At 67.6% G+C, this 13,555-nt stretch carries 21 protein-coding genes; all 21 read left to right on the plus strand.

Going from position 1 to position 13,555, the window contains the following annotated elements:
• The first annotated feature begins 459 nt into the window (after positions 1–459).
• The 21 genes from C1A38_RS17650 (at position 460) to rpsH (ending at position 13,545) form a co-directional block, all read left to right on the plus strand.
• A complete protein-coding gene (locus tag C1A38_RS17650) occupies positions 460–840 on the plus strand; it encodes a hypothetical protein (protein ID WP_102658907.1) in 381 nt (126 codons plus the stop codon).
• 508 nt (positions 841–1,348) lie between these two features.
• On the plus strand, positions 1,349–1,723 hold the full coding sequence (gene rpsL / locus C1A38_RS17655) for a 30S ribosomal protein S12 (RefSeq protein WP_013735958.1): 375 nt from the start codon (positions 1,349–1,351) through the stop codon (positions 1,721–1,723).
• A gap of 1 nt (position 1,724) precedes the next feature.
• The gene (gene rpsG, locus C1A38_RS17660) at positions 1,725–2,195 is read left to right on the plus strand and encodes a 30S ribosomal protein S7 (protein WP_013735957.1); all 471 of its coding nucleotides are present in this window, start codon (positions 1,725–1,727) and stop codon (positions 2,193–2,195) included.
• Positions 2,196–2,270: 75 nt separating this feature from the next.
• Entirely contained in the window at positions 2,271–4,367 is a 2,097-nt protein-coding gene (gene fusA / locus C1A38_RS17665; RefSeq protein ID WP_102658908.1) for an elongation factor G, read from the plus strand.
• Between the two features lie 216 nt (positions 4,368–4,583).
• Complete coding sequence (tuf, locus tag C1A38_RS17670) at positions 4,584–5,777, plus strand: elongation factor Tu (RefSeq protein ID WP_102658909.1); 1,194 nt, start codon at positions 4,584–4,586, stop codon at positions 5,775–5,777.
• A 350-nt stretch (positions 5,778–6,127) separates the two neighbouring features.
• The gene (gene rpsJ, locus C1A38_RS17675; protein ID WP_007073037.1) at positions 6,128–6,436 is read left to right on the plus strand and encodes a 30S ribosomal protein S10; all 309 of its coding nucleotides are present in this window, start codon (positions 6,128–6,130) and stop codon (positions 6,434–6,436) included.
• Positions 6,437–6,447: 11 nt separating this feature from the next.
• Positions 6,448–7,113, plus strand: a complete 666-nt coding sequence (gene rplC / locus C1A38_RS17680) for a 50S ribosomal protein L3 (RefSeq protein ID WP_043721961.1) — start codon at positions 6,448–6,450, stop codon at positions 7,111–7,113.
• A complete protein-coding gene (gene rplD, locus C1A38_RS17685) occupies positions 7,110–7,760 on the plus strand; it encodes a 50S ribosomal protein L4 (protein ID WP_013735953.1) in 651 nt (216 codons plus the stop codon). Before rplC ends, rplD begins: the two co-directional genes overlap by 4 nt.
• Positions 7,757–8,059, plus strand: a complete 303-nt coding sequence (rplW, locus tag C1A38_RS17690) for a 50S ribosomal protein L23 (protein ID WP_102658910.1) — start codon at positions 7,757–7,759, stop codon at positions 8,057–8,059. Before rplD ends, rplW begins: the two co-directional genes overlap by 4 nt.
• Before the next feature lie 12 nt (positions 8,060–8,071).
• A complete protein-coding gene (gene rplB / locus C1A38_RS17695; RefSeq protein WP_013735951.1) occupies positions 8,072–8,911 on the plus strand; it encodes a 50S ribosomal protein L2 in 840 nt (279 codons plus the stop codon).
• Between the two features lie 12 nt (positions 8,912–8,923).
• A complete protein-coding gene (rpsS, locus tag C1A38_RS17700; protein WP_013735950.1) occupies positions 8,924–9,205 on the plus strand; it encodes a 30S ribosomal protein S19 in 282 nt (93 codons plus the stop codon).
• A gap of 40 nt (positions 9,206–9,245) precedes the next feature.
• The gene (gene rplV / locus C1A38_RS17705) at positions 9,246–9,701 is read left to right on the plus strand and encodes a 50S ribosomal protein L22 (protein ID WP_043721958.1); all 456 of its coding nucleotides are present in this window, start codon (positions 9,246–9,248) and stop codon (positions 9,699–9,701) included.
• Complete coding sequence (gene rpsC, locus C1A38_RS17710; RefSeq protein ID WP_102658911.1) at positions 9,701–10,555, plus strand: 30S ribosomal protein S3; 855 nt, start codon at positions 9,701–9,703, stop codon at positions 10,553–10,555. Before rplV ends, rpsC begins: the two co-directional genes overlap by 1 nt.
• A gap of 3 nt (positions 10,556–10,558) precedes the next feature.
• Complete coding sequence (gene rplP, locus C1A38_RS17715) at positions 10,559–10,984, plus strand: 50S ribosomal protein L16 (RefSeq protein WP_013735947.1); 426 nt, start codon at positions 10,559–10,561, stop codon at positions 10,982–10,984.
• Positions 10,984–11,217, plus strand: coding sequence for a 50S ribosomal protein L29 (gene rpmC / locus C1A38_RS17720; protein ID WP_013735946.1), 234 nt, complete (start codon positions 10,984–10,986; stop codon positions 11,215–11,217). The genes rplP and rpmC overlap by 1 nt, the downstream gene beginning before the upstream one ends.
• Positions 11,214–11,501 carry a 30S ribosomal protein S17 gene (rpsQ, locus tag C1A38_RS17725; RefSeq protein ID WP_013735945.1) on the plus strand — a complete coding sequence of 96 codons (288 nt, stop codon included), beginning with the start codon at positions 11,214–11,216 and terminating at the stop codon, positions 11,499–11,501. The genes rpmC and rpsQ overlap by 4 nt, the downstream gene beginning before the upstream one ends.
• Positions 11,502–11,596: 95 nt before the next feature.
• Positions 11,597–11,965, plus strand: a complete 369-nt coding sequence (gene rplN, locus C1A38_RS17730) for a 50S ribosomal protein L14 (RefSeq protein ID WP_007073026.1) — start codon at positions 11,597–11,599, stop codon at positions 11,963–11,965.
• A complete protein-coding gene (gene rplX, locus C1A38_RS17735) occupies positions 11,962–12,282 on the plus strand; it encodes a 50S ribosomal protein L24 (RefSeq protein ID WP_013735944.1) in 321 nt (106 codons plus the stop codon). Before rplN ends, rplX begins: the two co-directional genes overlap by 4 nt.
• On the plus strand, positions 12,282–12,851 hold the full coding sequence (gene rplE, locus C1A38_RS17740; protein WP_102658912.1) for a 50S ribosomal protein L5: 570 nt from the start codon (positions 12,282–12,284) through the stop codon (positions 12,849–12,851). Before rplX ends, rplE begins: the two co-directional genes overlap by 1 nt.
• 1 nt (position 12,852) lies before the next feature.
• Positions 12,853–13,038 (plus strand): type Z 30S ribosomal protein S14, encoded by a 186-nt coding sequence (locus tag C1A38_RS17745; protein ID WP_007465272.1) that lies wholly within the window; start codon positions 12,853–12,855, stop codon positions 13,036–13,038.
• Between the two features lie 99 nt (positions 13,039–13,137).
• Positions 13,138–13,545, plus strand: coding sequence for a 30S ribosomal protein S8 (gene rpsH, locus C1A38_RS17750; RefSeq protein ID WP_007073022.1), 408 nt, complete (start codon positions 13,138–13,140; stop codon positions 13,543–13,545).
• Positions 13,546–13,555 lie beyond the last annotated feature (10 nt).

A 13,555-nucleotide genomic window follows, 5' to 3' on the forward strand; every position in this document is an offset into this window, starting at 1 on the left:
TCCGCCGCACGGCGGCGGACGCGGCCGATGAGGAGGATTCCCGTGACGGAACCGGCGCGTCCCGAGAGCGGCGAACCCGCTCAGCCCACCGCCGGGCGCTCGGAGGCCGGTGCACCGGAACCGGGTAGCTGGGCATCACCGGGACCGACCGGGGCAGACCTCTCCGCCGGGCACCCGCCGTCTCCACCGACCCCGAACGGACCCGTACCCTCCGCGCCGCCGTTCGGGTCCGTTCCCTCCGGGCCGTCGTTCGGATCTCCACCCTCTGCCCCGTTCGGACCCGTACCGTCCGCGCCGCCGTTCGGACCCGTACCGTCCGCGCCGCCGTTCGGACCCGGTCCGTCCGGGCCGGTGGGTGGGCCGGGTGTGGGCGTACCCGGCGGATGGGGTTCCGGCCCGGGGCACGGCGGTGGTGGCCGGGTCCCGCCGCCGCAGGAGCGGCCCCGACCGCCGAGTCGGGTGGAGCCGGTACCGGGCACCCCGTTCGCCATGGTGCACCTGGATGTGCCGCCGGTCACTTCGGGCCTGGCGGTCGGCTCTCTGATCGCCGGCATCATCTCCATTCTGGTGTCGTTCCTGGTCATCTGTGTGGGTTCGGTGGGAGGCGGGCTGAACGGTGTCTGGGCGGCCGGGTCCTTCGCCACCCTCGGCGGCCTCACCGGGGCCGGTGCCCTGGTGGCGGGCCTGCTGGGCGTCCGGCAGATCCGGCGGCCGACGCCGGCGCCGGCGGTGCGGTTCACCGGCCGTGGTCTCGCCATCGCCGGGATCAGCTGCGGCGGCGTCGGGTTGCTGTTGAGCCTGCTCGGCGTGGGCCTGGCCCTCCTGCTGACGCTGGCCTGAGCAAGATGCCTGATCAGAAGCGGCTGTTGCCGCGCGTCAGACTGCTGGCCTCGGCTCGGGGGCTCGGCGGGTGGTTTCCGGTGGAGCCGGTACACTTGTATCTGTAGGTGCCCATCACGGGCGGGTGGAGCGACGGAGCCGGTTGCCGAGCGGTGAGAAGTTCGGCAGGTCTCCCGTTTTGACCTGCGCGGCTGTGGTAGGTACTCTTTCCCCTTGTGCCCGGGCCAGCCCGGGCAAATCGTGCGTGCGCTGGATCCGGCCTCCGGTTTCCGGAAGGCGCCACGAATGAGCCAAAGATCCGGCGCACGGTCGCGTGTGCCGGTGACAGACCCCCGGGGCTGCGCTCACAAGCGTGCGGAACCGGGACCGTGATCGGGCGACACGCCCGACCGCGGGTGCCGGGACCTCCGCGAGGTGGCCCTGGTCGGAATGTAGGAGAGCCGGTCATCAGGTCGGCTACGGCAGACGGCGCGGTCGCGAAAGCGGCCGAAGGGAGCGGAGAAACCCGGTGCCCACGATCCAACAGCTGGTCCGAAAGGGCCGCCAGGCGAAGACCACCAAGACCAAGACCCCGGCGCTGAAGGGTTCCCCTCAGCGGCGCGGCGTGTGCACCCGTGTGTACACCACCACCCCGAAGAAGCCGAACTCGGCGCTGCGCAAGGTTGCTCGTGTCAAGCTCAGCAGCCAGGTCGAGGTGACCGCCTACATCCCGGGCGTCGGGCACAACCTGCAGGAGCACTCGATCGTGCTCGTCCGCGGTGGCCGTGTGAAGGACCTCCCCGGCGTGCGTTACAAGATCGTCCGCGGCTCGCTGGACACCCAGGGTGTCCGCAACCGCAAGCAGGCGCGCAGCCGTTACGGCGCGAAGAAGGAGAAGAGCTGACATGCCGCGTAAGGGACCTGCCCCGCGTAAGCCGCTGGTCGCTGACCCGGTGTACAACTCGCCGCTGGTCACCCAGCTGGTAAACAAGATCCTGCTTCGCGGCAAGCGTCAGCTCGCCGAGCGCATCGTCTACGCCGCCCTGGAGGGCTGCCGCGAGAAGAGCGGCACCGACCCGGTCGTCACGCTCAAGCGCGCGATGGACAACGTCAAGCCGACCCTCGAGGTCCGCAGCCGCCGTGTCGGTGGCGCGACCTACCAGGTTCCGGTCGAGGTCCGTCCCGCCCGGGCGACCACGCTGGGGCTGCGCTGGCTGGTCACCTACTCCCGCGCCCGCCGCGAGAAGACCATGGTCGAGCGGCTGATGAACGAGCTGCTGGACGCGAGCAACGGCCTCGGTGCCGCCGTCAAGCGGCGTGAGGACACCCACAAGATGGCGGAGTCCAACAAGGCCTTCGCGCACTACCGCTGGTAACACCTGAGGCCCCGGCGCCTACCGGCGCCGGGGCCGCCACCAGTTGTGTCGGGACGACGATAAGTAGGGATTGAAGTGGCCGCCGCAGACGCGCTCGCCAACGTACGCAACATCGGCATCATGGCGCACATCGATGCCGGTAAGACCACTACCACCGAGCGAATTCTGTTCTACACCGGTATCACGTACAAGATCGGTGAGGTTCATGAGGGCGGCGCCGTCATGGACTGGATGGAGCAGGAGCAGGAGCGCGGTATCACCATCACTTCCGCCGCCACGAAGTGCGAGTGGAAGGGCCACACGATCCAGATCATCGACACGCCCGGCCACGTCGACTTCACGGTCGAGGTGGAGCGGTCGCTTCGAGTCCTGGACGGTGCCGTCGCGGTCTACGACGGTGTGGCCGGCGTGGAGCCGCAGACGGAGAACGTCTGGCGTCAGGCGGACAAGTACAACGTCCCCCGGATGTGTTTCGTCAACAAGCTCGACCGTACCGGCGCGGACTTCTTCCGCTGCGTGCAGATGATGATCGACCGGCTGAACGCCACCCCGCTGGTGCTTCAGATCCCGATCGGCGCCGAGAGCGACTTCATCGGCGTGGTCGACCTGGTCGAGATGCGCGCCCTCACCTGGCGTGGCGAGACCCAGAAGGGTGAGGACTACGCGGTCGAGGAGATCCCGGCCGAGCTGGCCGACTCCGCTGCCGAGTGGCGCGAGAAGCTGATGGAGACCCTGGCCGACGTCGACGACGCGGTGATGGAGAAGTACCTGGAGGGCGAGGAGATCTCCGTCGAGGAGATCAAGGCCGCCATCCGTCGGGCCACCATCGCCGGCAAGGCCAACCCGGTCCTCACCGGTACCGCCTTCAAGAACAAGGGCATCCAGCCGATGCTGGACGCGGTCGTCGCGTACCTGCCGTCGCCGCTGGACATCCCGGCGATCGAGGGTACGGCCACCGACGGTGAGACCCCGATGCTGCGCAAGCCGTCGGTGTCCGAGCCGTTCTCCGGCCTGGCCTTCAAGATCCAGACGGACAAGCACCTCGGCAAGCTCACCTACGTGCGGATCTACTCCGGCACGCTCGAGTCCGGCTCCCAGGTGGTCAACTCCACCAAGGACCGCAAGGAGCGGATCGGCAAGATCTACCAGATGCACGCCAACAAGCGGGAAGAGCGCAGCACCGCGAAGGCCGGCGACATCATCGCGGTGCAGGGTCTGAAGCAGACCACCACCGGTGACACCCTGGCCGACTCGGCGAACCCGGTCATCCTGGAGTCGATGACCTTCCCGGAGCCGGTCATCGAGGTGGCCATCGAGCCGAAGACCAAGGCCGACCAGGAGAAGCTCAGCACCGCCATCCAGCGGCTGGCCGAGGAGGACCCGACCTTCCGCGTCAAGCTGGACGACCAGACCGGTCAGACGGTCATCTCCGGCATGGGCGAGCTGCACCTGGACATCCTGGTCGACCGGATGCGCCGCGAGTTCAACGTCGAGGCGAACATCGGTAAGCCGCAGGTGGCGTACCGCGAGACCATCCGCCGCAAGGTGGAGAAGGTCGAGTACACCCACAAGAAGCAGACCGGTGGTTCCGGCCAGTACGCCCGGGTGATCGTCAGCCTGGAGCCGCTGCCGCTGGGCAACGACGCGCCGACCTACGAGTTCGCCAACGCGGTCACCGGTGGCCGTATCCCCCGGGAGTTCATCCCCTCGGTGGACGCGGGTGCGCAGGACGCCATGCAGTACGGCATCCTCGCCGGCTTCCCGCTGGTGGGCGTCAAGCTGACGCTGCTGGACGGCCAGTACCACGAGGTCGACTCGTCGGAAATGGCGTTCAAGATCGCCGGCTCGATGGTGATGAAGGACGCGGCCCGCAAGGCCGATCCCGCGCTGCTCGAGCCGATGATGGCCGTTGAGGTCACCACTCCTGAGGAGAACATGGGTGACGTCATCGGTGACCTGAACTCCCGCCGTGGCATCATCCAGGCGATGGAGGAGCGCAGCGGCGCCCGCGTCGTCCGGGCTCTGGTGCCGCTGTCGGAGATGTTCGGCTACGTCGGCGACCTGCGGTCGAAGACCCAGGGCCGGGCTAGCTACAGCATGCAGTTCGACTCCTACGCCGAGGTTCCGGCCTCGGTGGCCAAGGAGATCATCGCCAAGGCGACGGGTGAGTGACGTCCGCCTGAGCTGAGCCGACGGTTGGTCGCGGGAGGTTTCCCCGACCGCGACCACCTCGGTCGGATTGGGTGAATTCCGGGCCTGTAGGCTTCATCGCCGCAGAGCCCACAAAAGCTTCCCGGCCGTCAGGCCGGAAAGGCTGTCGACAGAGTCCTAAGCGCCACTCGTGGCGTACCGGGGCGAACGAACCAAGAAGTCCACAGGAGGACACCAGTGGCGAAGGCGAAGTTCGAGCGGACTAAGCCGCACGTCAACATCGGCACCATTGGTCACATCGACCACGGTAAGACGACGCTGACGGCGGCCATCACGAAGGTCCTGCACGACCAGTACCCCGACCTGAACCCGTACACGCCGTTCGACGAGATCGACAAGGCGCCGGAGGAGAAGGCCCGGGGCATCACGATCTCGATCGCGCACGTCGAGTACCAGACCGAGGCGCGGCACTACGCGCACGTCGACTGCCCCGGTCACGCTGACTACATCAAGAACATGATCACCGGTGCCGCCCAGATGGACGGCGCGATCCTGGTGGTCGCCGCGACCGACGGCCCGATGCCGCAGACCCGCGAGCACGTGCTGCTGGCCCGCCAGGTCGGCGTGCCGTACATCGTCGTGGCGCTGAACAAGAGCGACATGGTCGACGACGAGGAGCTGCTGGAGCTCGTCGAGCTCGAGGTTCGTGAGCTGCTCTCGTCGCAGGAGTACCCGGGCGACGACCTGCCGGTCGTGCGTGTCTCGGCGCTCAAGGCCCTTGAGGGTGACCCGGAGTGGACCGGGCGCCTGCTGGAGCTGATGAACGCTGTCGACACCGCGATCCCGCAGCCGGAGCGCGAGACCGAGAAGCCGTTCCTGATGCCGATCGAGGACGTCTTCACGATCACCGGTCGTGGCACCGTCGTCACCGGTCGCGCGGAGCGCGGCATCCTCAAGCCGAACGAGGAGGTGGAGATCGTCGGTATCCGCGAGAAGTCGCAGAAGACGGTCTGCACCGGCATCGAGATGTTCCGCAAGCTGCTCGACGAGGCCCGCGCGGGTGAGAACGTCGGTCTGCTGCTGCGTGGCATCAAGCGCGAGGACGTCGAGCGCGGCATGGTGGTCGTCAAGCCGGGCACCACGACCCCGCACACCGAGTTCGAGGCGACGGTCTACATCCTCTCCAAGGAGGAGGGCGGCCGGCACACCCCGTTCTTCCAGAACTACCGTCCGCAGTTCTACTTCCGGACCACGGACGTCACCGGTGTCGTCACCCTCCCCGAGGGCACCGAGATGGTCATGCCGGGTGACAACACCACGATGACCGTGAAGCTGATCCAGCCCATCGCGATGGAGGAAAACCTCAAGTTCGCGATCCGGGAGGGTGGCCGTACGGTCGGCGCTGGTCGCGTCACCAAGATCATCAAGTGAGCTGGGTAACCCCGATTAGACCCGCCGCCGGTCGTGCGGCATACTAGTCAGGTTGCGTAACGACAGTTCGCTGCCCGCGTTCGACTCACGTCGAACCTCCGGGTAGGCAGGACAGTCGGGCGTGGGGTGGTTGGCGGTTCACCCGTCAACCACCCTCGCGCGGCGTTCAGGTCGCGGTAGTGCGATCGGCGCCTCGACCCACCGCGGTCAGGATCGCTCCGGAAGGTCGGGGCGGAGCTGGGCCACAGAACGCGACACGCCCGACCGCGGGGGTGGGCGAAGAGGGTCTGTACCAGCCGGTACAGGACACCCGCAACACAGCGGCATCGAGAGAAGGAACAGAAGCCACCATGGCGGGACAGAAGATCCGCATCCGGCTCAAGGCCTATGACCACGAGGTCGTCGACTCCTCGGCGCGGAAGATCGTCGAGACGGTGACGCGTACCGGGGCGCAGGTCGCGGGCCCGGTGCCGCTGCCCACGGAGATCAACCGTTTCTGCGTCATCCGCTCGCCGCACAAGTACAAGGACTCGCGCGAGCACTTCGAGATGCGTACGCACAAGCGGCTGATCGACATCATCGACCCGACCCCGAAGACGGTCGACTCGCTCATGCGCCTCGACCTGCCGGCTGGCGTCGACATCGAGATCAAGCTGTAGGGACCGGACACATGGACAGGCAAGTTAAGGGGATCCTGGGCGCGAAGCTCGGCATGACCCAGGTCTGGGACAACAACAAGGTTGTTCCGGTGACCGTGGTTCAGGCCGGCCCGTGCGTCATCAGCCAGGTTCGTGACGCCGACAAGGACGGTTACTCCGCGGTCCAGCTGGCGTACGGCACGATCGACCCGCGCAAGGCCAAGAAGCCGCTGCGTGGGCACTACGCGAAGGCTGACGTGGCGCCGCGCCGGCACATCGTCGAGCTGCGCACCTCCGACGCCGCGGACTACTCGCTCGGTCAGGAGATCACGGTCGAGGAGTTCCCGGCCGGCATCTCGATCGACGTCACCGGCAAGACCAAGGGCAAGGGCTACGCCGGCCCGATGAAGCGGCACGGCTTCCACGGTCTGCGCGCCAGCCACGGTGTCGAGCGCAAGCACCGCTCGCCGGGCTCCATCGGCGCCTGCGCCACCCCGGGTCGGGTCTTCAAGGGCACCCGGATGGCGGGCCGCATGGGCGGCGTGCGCTACACCGTGCAGAACCTGACCGTCCAGGCGGTCGACACCGAGAACAACCTCCTGCTCGTCCGCGGTGCCATTCCCGGCCCGAAGGGCGCGCTGGTCCTGGTCCGCACTGCGGCCAAGACGAAGGCGAAGAAGGGCGGTGCGGCCAAGTGACCACCGTTGACGTCTTGAACTCCGAGGGCACCAAGACCGGCTCGGTCGAGCTGCCCGGGGACATCTTCGACGTGCAGGCCAACGTGCCGCTGATGCACCAGGTCGTGGTGGCGCAGCTGGCCGCGGCTCGGCAGGGCACGCACAAGACCAAGACCCGGGGCGAAGTCTCCGGCGGCGGCAAGAAGCCCTACAAGCAGAAGGGCACCGGTCGGGCCCGGCAGGGCTCGATCCGCGCGCCGCAGTTCGCCGGCGGTGGCGTGGTGCACGGCCCGGTGCCGCGCGACTACAGCCAGCGCACCCCGAAGAAGATGAAGGCTGCCGCTCTGCGTGGCGCCCTCTCGGACCGGGCCCGCGCCGGGCAGGTACACGTCGTCGAGGCGTTCGTCTCGGGCGAGAAGCCGTCGACCAAGGCCGCGCTGGCCGCGCTCACCAAGGTGACCGAGGCCCGCCGGGTGCTGGTCGTGCTGAGCAGCGTCGACGAGCTGAACTGGGTGTCGCTGCGCAACGAGCCGCGGGTGCACCTGATCGAAGCCGGCCAGCTCAACACGTACGACGTGTTGGTGGCCGACGACGTGGTCTTCACCAAGGAGGCCCTGGACGAGTTCCTGGGCGTTCCCGCCGAGACCACCGAGGAGGGTGGCAAGTGAGCACGATCGCCGACCCGCGCGACATCATCGTTGCGCCGGTCGTCTCGGAGAAGAGCTACAGCGAGCTGAACCGGAACTGGTACACCTTCCTGGTGCACCCGGACGCGAACAAGACCGCGATCAAGATCGCTATCGAGCAGATCTTCAACGTCCGTGTCCTGACGGTCAACACGCTCAACCGCGAGGGCAAGCGCAAGCGGACCCGCACCGGGTTCGGCAAGCGCAAGAACACCAAGCGCGCGATGGTGAAGCTGGCTGAGGGCGACCGTATTGACGCCTTCGGCGGCCCGGTCAGCTGAGGGGTGTAGACAATGGCTATCCGTAAGTACAAGCCGACGACGCCGGGCCGGCGTGGCTCCAGTGTCGCCGACTTCGCCGAGATCACCCGGTCGACGCCTGAGAAGTCGCTGCTGGCACCGCTGCCGAAGAAGGGTGGGCGTAACGCCCACGGGCGGATCACCGCCCGGCACCAGGGCGGCGGCCACAAGCGGCAGTACCGGATCATCGACTTCAAGCGGGTCGACAAGGACGGTGTGCCGGCCAAGGTCGCGCACATCGAGTACGACCCGAACCGCACCGCGCGCATCGCGCTGCTGCACTACGCCGACGGCGAGAAGCGGTACATCATCGCGCCGAAGGACCTGAAGCAGGGCGACCGGGTCGAGTCCGGTCCGGGCGCCGACATCAAGCCGGGCAACAACCTGCCGCTGCGCAACATCCCGGTCGGTACCACCATCCACAACGTGGAGCTGCGTCCGGGTGGCGGGGCCAAGCTGGCCCGCTCGGCCGGCGTCGGCATCCAGCTGCTCGGCCGGGAGGGCGTGTACGCCACCCTGCGTATGCCGTCGGGTGAGATCCGGCGTGTGGACGTGCGGTGCCGGGCCAGCATCGGCGAGATCGGCAACGCCGACCAGTCGAACATCAACTGGGGTAAGGCCGGCCGGATGCGGTGGAAGGGCAAGCGCCCGACCGTCCGTGGTGTGGCCATGAACCCGGTCGACCACCCGCACGGTGGTGGCGAGGGCAAGACCTCCGGTGGTCGCCACCCGGTCAACCCGCAGGGTAAGCCCGAGGGCCGCACCCGTCGTAAGGGCCAGCCGAGTGACCGGCTGATCGTCCGCCGCCGCTACGCCACGCGTAAGCGCGGCTGAGGGAGATAAGACATGCCTCGCAGCCTGAAGAAGGGCCCGTTCATCGACGACCACCTGCTCAAGAAGGTGGAGACGCAGAACGAAAAGGGCTCGAAGAACGTCATCAAGACTTGGTCGCGGCGCTCGACGATCATCCCGGAGATGCTCGGGCACACGATCGCGGTGCACGACGGACGTAAGCACGTCCCGGTGTTCGTGACCGAGGCGATGGTCGGGCACAAGCTCGGCGAGTTCGCGCTGACCCGCACGTTCAAGGGTCACGAGAAGGACGACCGGAAGAGCCGCCGGCGCTGACGCCGCGGGCATACGGATAGAGGATCAAGGGGTTACAGCGATGCCAGGAAAGGGCGACGCTCCGGTGCTTCCGGGCGCGCGGGCGGTTGCGCGATACGTGCGCATCTCGCCGATGAAGGCGCGCCGGGTGGTCAACCTCGTCCGCGGCCTGCCCGCGAAGGAGGCTCTCACGGTGCTGCAGTTCGCGCCGCAGGCTGCGAGCGAGCAGGTGTACAAGGTGCTCGCGAGTGCGATCGCCAACGCGGAGAACAACGAGCGGCTGGACCCCGACGCGTTGCTCGTCAGCGAGGCGTTCGTGGACGAGGGCCCGACCATGAAGCGGTTCCAGCCGCGGGCGCAGGGCCGGGCGTACCGGATCCGTAAGCGCACCTGCCACATCACGGTGGCGGTCGAGGCGGTGGCGCCGGCCGCGCCGAAGAAGTCGGCGAAGAAGGCGGCACCGGCGGCGCAGAGCGCACCGGCCGAGACGCAGAGCAACACGGAGGGCGCCGAGTAATGGGTCAGAAGGTTCACCCGCACGGGTTCCGCCTCGGCATCTCGACCGACTGGAAGTCCCGCTGGTTCGCGGACAAGCTCTACAAGGACTACATCGGCGAGGATGTCAAGATCCGCCGGATGATGTCCAAGGGCCTGGAGCGCGCCGGCATTTCCAAGGTCGACATCGAGCGCACCCGCGACCGGGTCCGCGTTGACATCCACACCGCCCGGCCGGGCATCGTCATCGGCCGTAAGGGTGCGGAGGCCGACCGGATCCGCGGCGAGCTGGAGAAGCTCACCGGCAAGCAGGTGCAGCTGAACATCATCGAGGTGAAGAACCCCGAGTCGGATGCGCAGCTGGTTGCCCAGGGCGTAGCCGAGCAGCTCTCGAGCCGGGTCAGCTTCCGTCGGGCGATGCGCAAGGCGATGCAGTCGGCGATGAAGAACCCGATGTGCAAGGGCATCCGGGTGCAGGTCTCGGGTCGCCTCGGCGGCGCCGAGATGAGCCGCACGGAGTTCTACCGCGAGGGTCGGGTTCCGCTGCACACGCTGCGGGCCAACATCGAGTACGGCTTCTTCGAGGCCCGTACCACCTTCGGCCGCATCGGCGTGAAGGTCTGGATCTACAAGGGTGACGCGGTGCCGGGTCGGGAGACTCCGGCCGAGGCGCCGTCGCGCCCGCGCCGGGATCGCGGTGACCGCCCCGAGCGGCCGCGTCGTGGTCGCTCCGGCTCGTCCGGTACGACCTCCGGTGGCACCGAGGCCGGCCGGGCTGCCGCGACGACCGTCGCGCAGCAGGCCGAGACGCCGAGTGGCGAGCCGGTGGACACGTCCGCCGTCGCCGCCGCGGCAGAAACGCAGCAGGAGGGCTGACAGATGCTGATGCCGCGCAAGCCCCCGAAGGGCTTCCGCAAGCCGCACCACCCGGACCGTAGCGGCGCGTCCAAGGGCGGCAACCGGGTGGTGTTCGGCGAGTTCGGGATCCAGGCTCTCGAGCCGGCGTACGTGACCAACCGGCAGATCGAGTCGGCGCGTATCGCGATGACCCGTCACATCAAGCGTGGCGGCAAGGTCTGGATCACCATTTTCCCGGACCAGTCCCTCACCAAGAAGCCGGCCGAAACCCGGATGGGTTCCGGTAAGGGCTCGCCGGAGTGGTGGGTCGCCAACGTCAAGCCGGGACGGGTTCTCTTCGAGATGTCCTTCCCGAACGAGCAGATCGCGCGAGAGGCGATGCGTCGCGCGATCCACAAGCTCCCGATGAAGTGCCGGATTGTGACGCGCGAAGTGGGTGAATCCTGATGGCAGCGGGCGTCAAGCCCTCCGAGCTGCGTGAGCTCTCCGAGGAGGAGCTGGTCACGAAGCTGCGTGAGGCCAAGGCGGAGCTGTTCAACCTCCGCGTGCAGGCCGCAACCGGGCAGCTGGACAACAACCGGCGGCTGCAGGTCATCCGTCGGGAGATCGCCCGGATCTACACGATCATGCGTGAGCGTGAGCTGGGGCTCTCGGCCGCGCCGACTGAGGTGGCTTCATGAGCGAGAACACGACGACCGCGGGCGCGGAGCTCGTGCGGGGACGCCGTAAGGTCCGCGAGGGCCTGGTGGTCAGCGACAAGATGGACAAGACCGTCGTGGTCGAGGTCGAGGACCGTGTCAAGCACGCGCTGTACGGCAAGATCATGCGCCGGACCAGCAAGCTCAAGGTCCACGACGAGCAGAACTCCGCGGGCATCGGCGACCGGGTCCTGATCATGGAGACCCGTCCGCTGTCCGCCACCAAGCGGTGGCGGCTCGTGGAGATCCTCGAGAAGGCCAAGTAGCGAAGGCTCGAGCTCGGCCGGATCGGTCGGGCGCAGGTTCCGCCAGGCTCCGGCCGCTCCGGCGGCCGGAGAACCGGCAGACATAGGAGATAGACGTGATTCAGCAGGAGTCGCGACTGCGCGTCGCCGACAACACGGGTGCCCGGGAGATCCTGTGCATCCGAGTTCTCGGTGGCTCCGGTCGGCGCTACGCGAGCATCGGCGACGTCATCGTCGCCACCGTCAAGGACGCGATCCCCGGTGCTGGTGTGAAGAAGGGCGACGTCGTCAAGGCGGTCGTCGTGCGTACGGCCAAGGAGAAGCGTCGGCCGGACGGTTCGTACATCCGCTTCGACGAGAACGCCGCCGTCATCATCAAGGACGGTGGGGACCCGCGGGGCACCCGCATTTTCGGCCCGGTCGGTCGTGAGCTGCGGGACAAGCGGTTCATGAAGATCATCTCTCTCGCGCCGGAGGTGTTGTGACCGTGAAGGTCAAGAAGGGCGACACGGTCGTCGTCATCGCCGGCAAGGACAAGGGTGCCAAGGGCAAGGTCATCGCGGCCTACCCGCGGCAGGACAAGGTCCTGGTCGAGGGCGTGAACCGGATCAAGAAGCACACCCGCATCAGCACCACTCAGCGTGGCGCCAAGACCGGTGGCATCGTCACCCAGGAGGCCCCGATCCACGTGTCGAACGTGATGGTCCTGGACTCCGACGGTAAGCCGACCCGTGTCGGTTACCGCATCGACGAGAATGGCCAGAAGGTCCGCATCGCGCGTAGCACCGGTAAGGACCTGTGATGACCACGGCTACCGAAACCAAGACCATGCCGCGCCTCAAGGAGCGGTACCGCAACGAGATCGTGGCGAAGCTGCGCGAGCAGTACGACTACGGCAACCCGATGCAGGTGCCGCGGCTGGTGAAGATCGTCGTGAACATGGGTGTCGGCGAGGCTGCTCGCGACGCCAAGCTCATCGACGGCGCGGTCCGCGACCTGGCCACGATCACCGGCCAGAAGCCGCTGGTCCGGCGGGCGAAGAAGTCCATCGCGCAGTTCAAGCTGCGGGAGGGAATGCCGATCGGCGCGAAGGTCACCCTGCGCGGCGACCGGATGTGGGAGTTCCTGGACCGGCTGCTGTCCATCGCGCTGCCGCGTATCCGTGACTTCCGCGGCCTCGACGGGCGCAAGCTCGACGGGCACGGCAACTACACGTTCGGTCTGACCGAGCAGTCGGTGTTCCACGAGATCGACCAGGACAAGATCGATCGCCAGCGGGGCATGGACATCACGGTGGTCACGACCGCCACGACCGACGACGAGGGCCGGGCGCTGCTCAAGCTCCTGGGCTTCCCGTTCAAGGAGAACTGAGATGGCCAAGAAGGCGCTGATCATCAAGGCGGCCGCGAAGCCGAAGTTCTCGGTTCGCGCGTACACCCGCTGCCAGCGGTGCGGGCGTCCCAAGGCGGTCTACCGCAAGTTCGGGCTCTGCCGGGTGTGCATCCGGGAGATGGCCCACCGCGGTGAGCTGCCCGGCGTGTCCAAGGCTTCCTGGTAATAGCCCGGCGCGCCCCGCGCGTTAGCTGGACTGTCTCTTCGCCGTAGGCCTGCGCTGACAAAGCCGCGGGAACCCCGGCGAGAAAGGTTGACGAGTTTCATGACGATGACCGACCCGATCGCAGACATGCTCACGCGTCTGCGTAACGCCAACCAGGCGTATCACGACCGGGTGACGATGCCCTACTCGAAGATCAAGGCGAACATCGCCGAGGTCCTCAAGACCGAGGGTTACATCGCCACCTGGTCGGTCGAGGAGCCCGAAGAGGGTGCCGTCGGCAAGCGACTGGTCGTCGAGCTGAAGTACGGCCAGAACCGGGAGCGGAGCCTGGCCGGCATCAAGCGCGTCTCCAAGCCCGGTCTGCGGGTTTACGCCAAGTCGGACGGGCTCCCGCGGGTGCTCGGCGGGCTGGGCGTGGCGATCATTTCGACGTCCCAGGGGCTGCTCACCGACCGGCAGGCCCGCAAGCGGAGCGTTGGCGGGGAAGTCCTCGCCTTCGTCTGGTAACGGGAGACAG

It is taken from the genome of Verrucosispora sp. ts21 (assembly GCF_002879555.1).
Lineage (GTDB): Bacteria > Actinomycetota > Actinomycetes > Mycobacteriales > Micromonosporaceae > Micromonospora > Micromonospora gifhornensis.

What these genes read in the sequence shown, in the direction of transcription:
- rpsG (WP_013735957.1), top strand. Translation starts at nt 1,725, where the DNA reads ATGCCGCGTAAGGGACCTGCCCCGCGTAAGCCGCTGGTCGCTGACCCG.
- rpsJ (WP_007073037.1), top strand. Translation starts at nt 6,128, where the DNA reads ATGGCGGGACAGAAGATCCGCATCCGGCTCAAGGCCTATGACCACGAG.
- rplC (WP_043721961.1), top strand. Translation starts at nt 6,448, where the DNA reads ATGGACAGGCAAGTTAAGGGGATCCTGGGCGCGAAGCTCGGCATGACC.
- rplB (WP_013735951.1), top strand. Translation starts at nt 8,072, where the DNA reads ATGGCTATCCGTAAGTACAAGCCGACGACGCCGGGCCGGCGTGGCTCC.
- rpsS (WP_013735950.1), top strand. Translation starts at nt 8,924, where the DNA reads ATGCCTCGCAGCCTGAAGAAGGGCCCGTTCATCGACGACCACCTGCTC.
- rplV (WP_043721958.1), top strand. Translation starts at nt 9,246, where the DNA reads ATGCCAGGAAAGGGCGACGCTCCGGTGCTTCCGGGCGCGCGGGCGGTT.
- rpsC (WP_102658911.1), top strand. Translation starts at nt 9,701, where the DNA reads ATGGGTCAGAAGGTTCACCCGCACGGGTTCCGCCTCGGCATCTCGACC.
- rplP (WP_013735947.1), top strand. Translation starts at nt 10,559, where the DNA reads ATGCTGATGCCGCGCAAGCCCCCGAAGGGCTTCCGCAAGCCGCACCAC.
- rpmC (WP_013735946.1), top strand. Translation starts at nt 10,984, where the DNA reads ATGGCAGCGGGCGTCAAGCCCTCCGAGCTGCGTGAGCTCTCCGAGGAG.
- rpsQ (WP_013735945.1), top strand. Translation starts at nt 11,214, where the DNA reads ATGAGCGAGAACACGACGACCGCGGGCGCGGAGCTCGTGCGGGGACGC.
- rplE (WP_102658912.1), top strand. Translation starts at nt 12,282, where the DNA reads ATGACCACGGCTACCGAAACCAAGACCATGCCGCGCCTCAAGGAGCGG.
- C1A38_RS17745 (WP_007465272.1), top strand. Translation starts at nt 12,853, where the DNA reads ATGGCCAAGAAGGCGCTGATCATCAAGGCGGCCGCGAAGCCGAAGTTC.
- rpsH (WP_007073022.1), top strand. Translation starts at nt 13,138, where the DNA reads ATGACGATGACCGACCCGATCGCAGACATGCTCACGCGTCTGCGTAAC.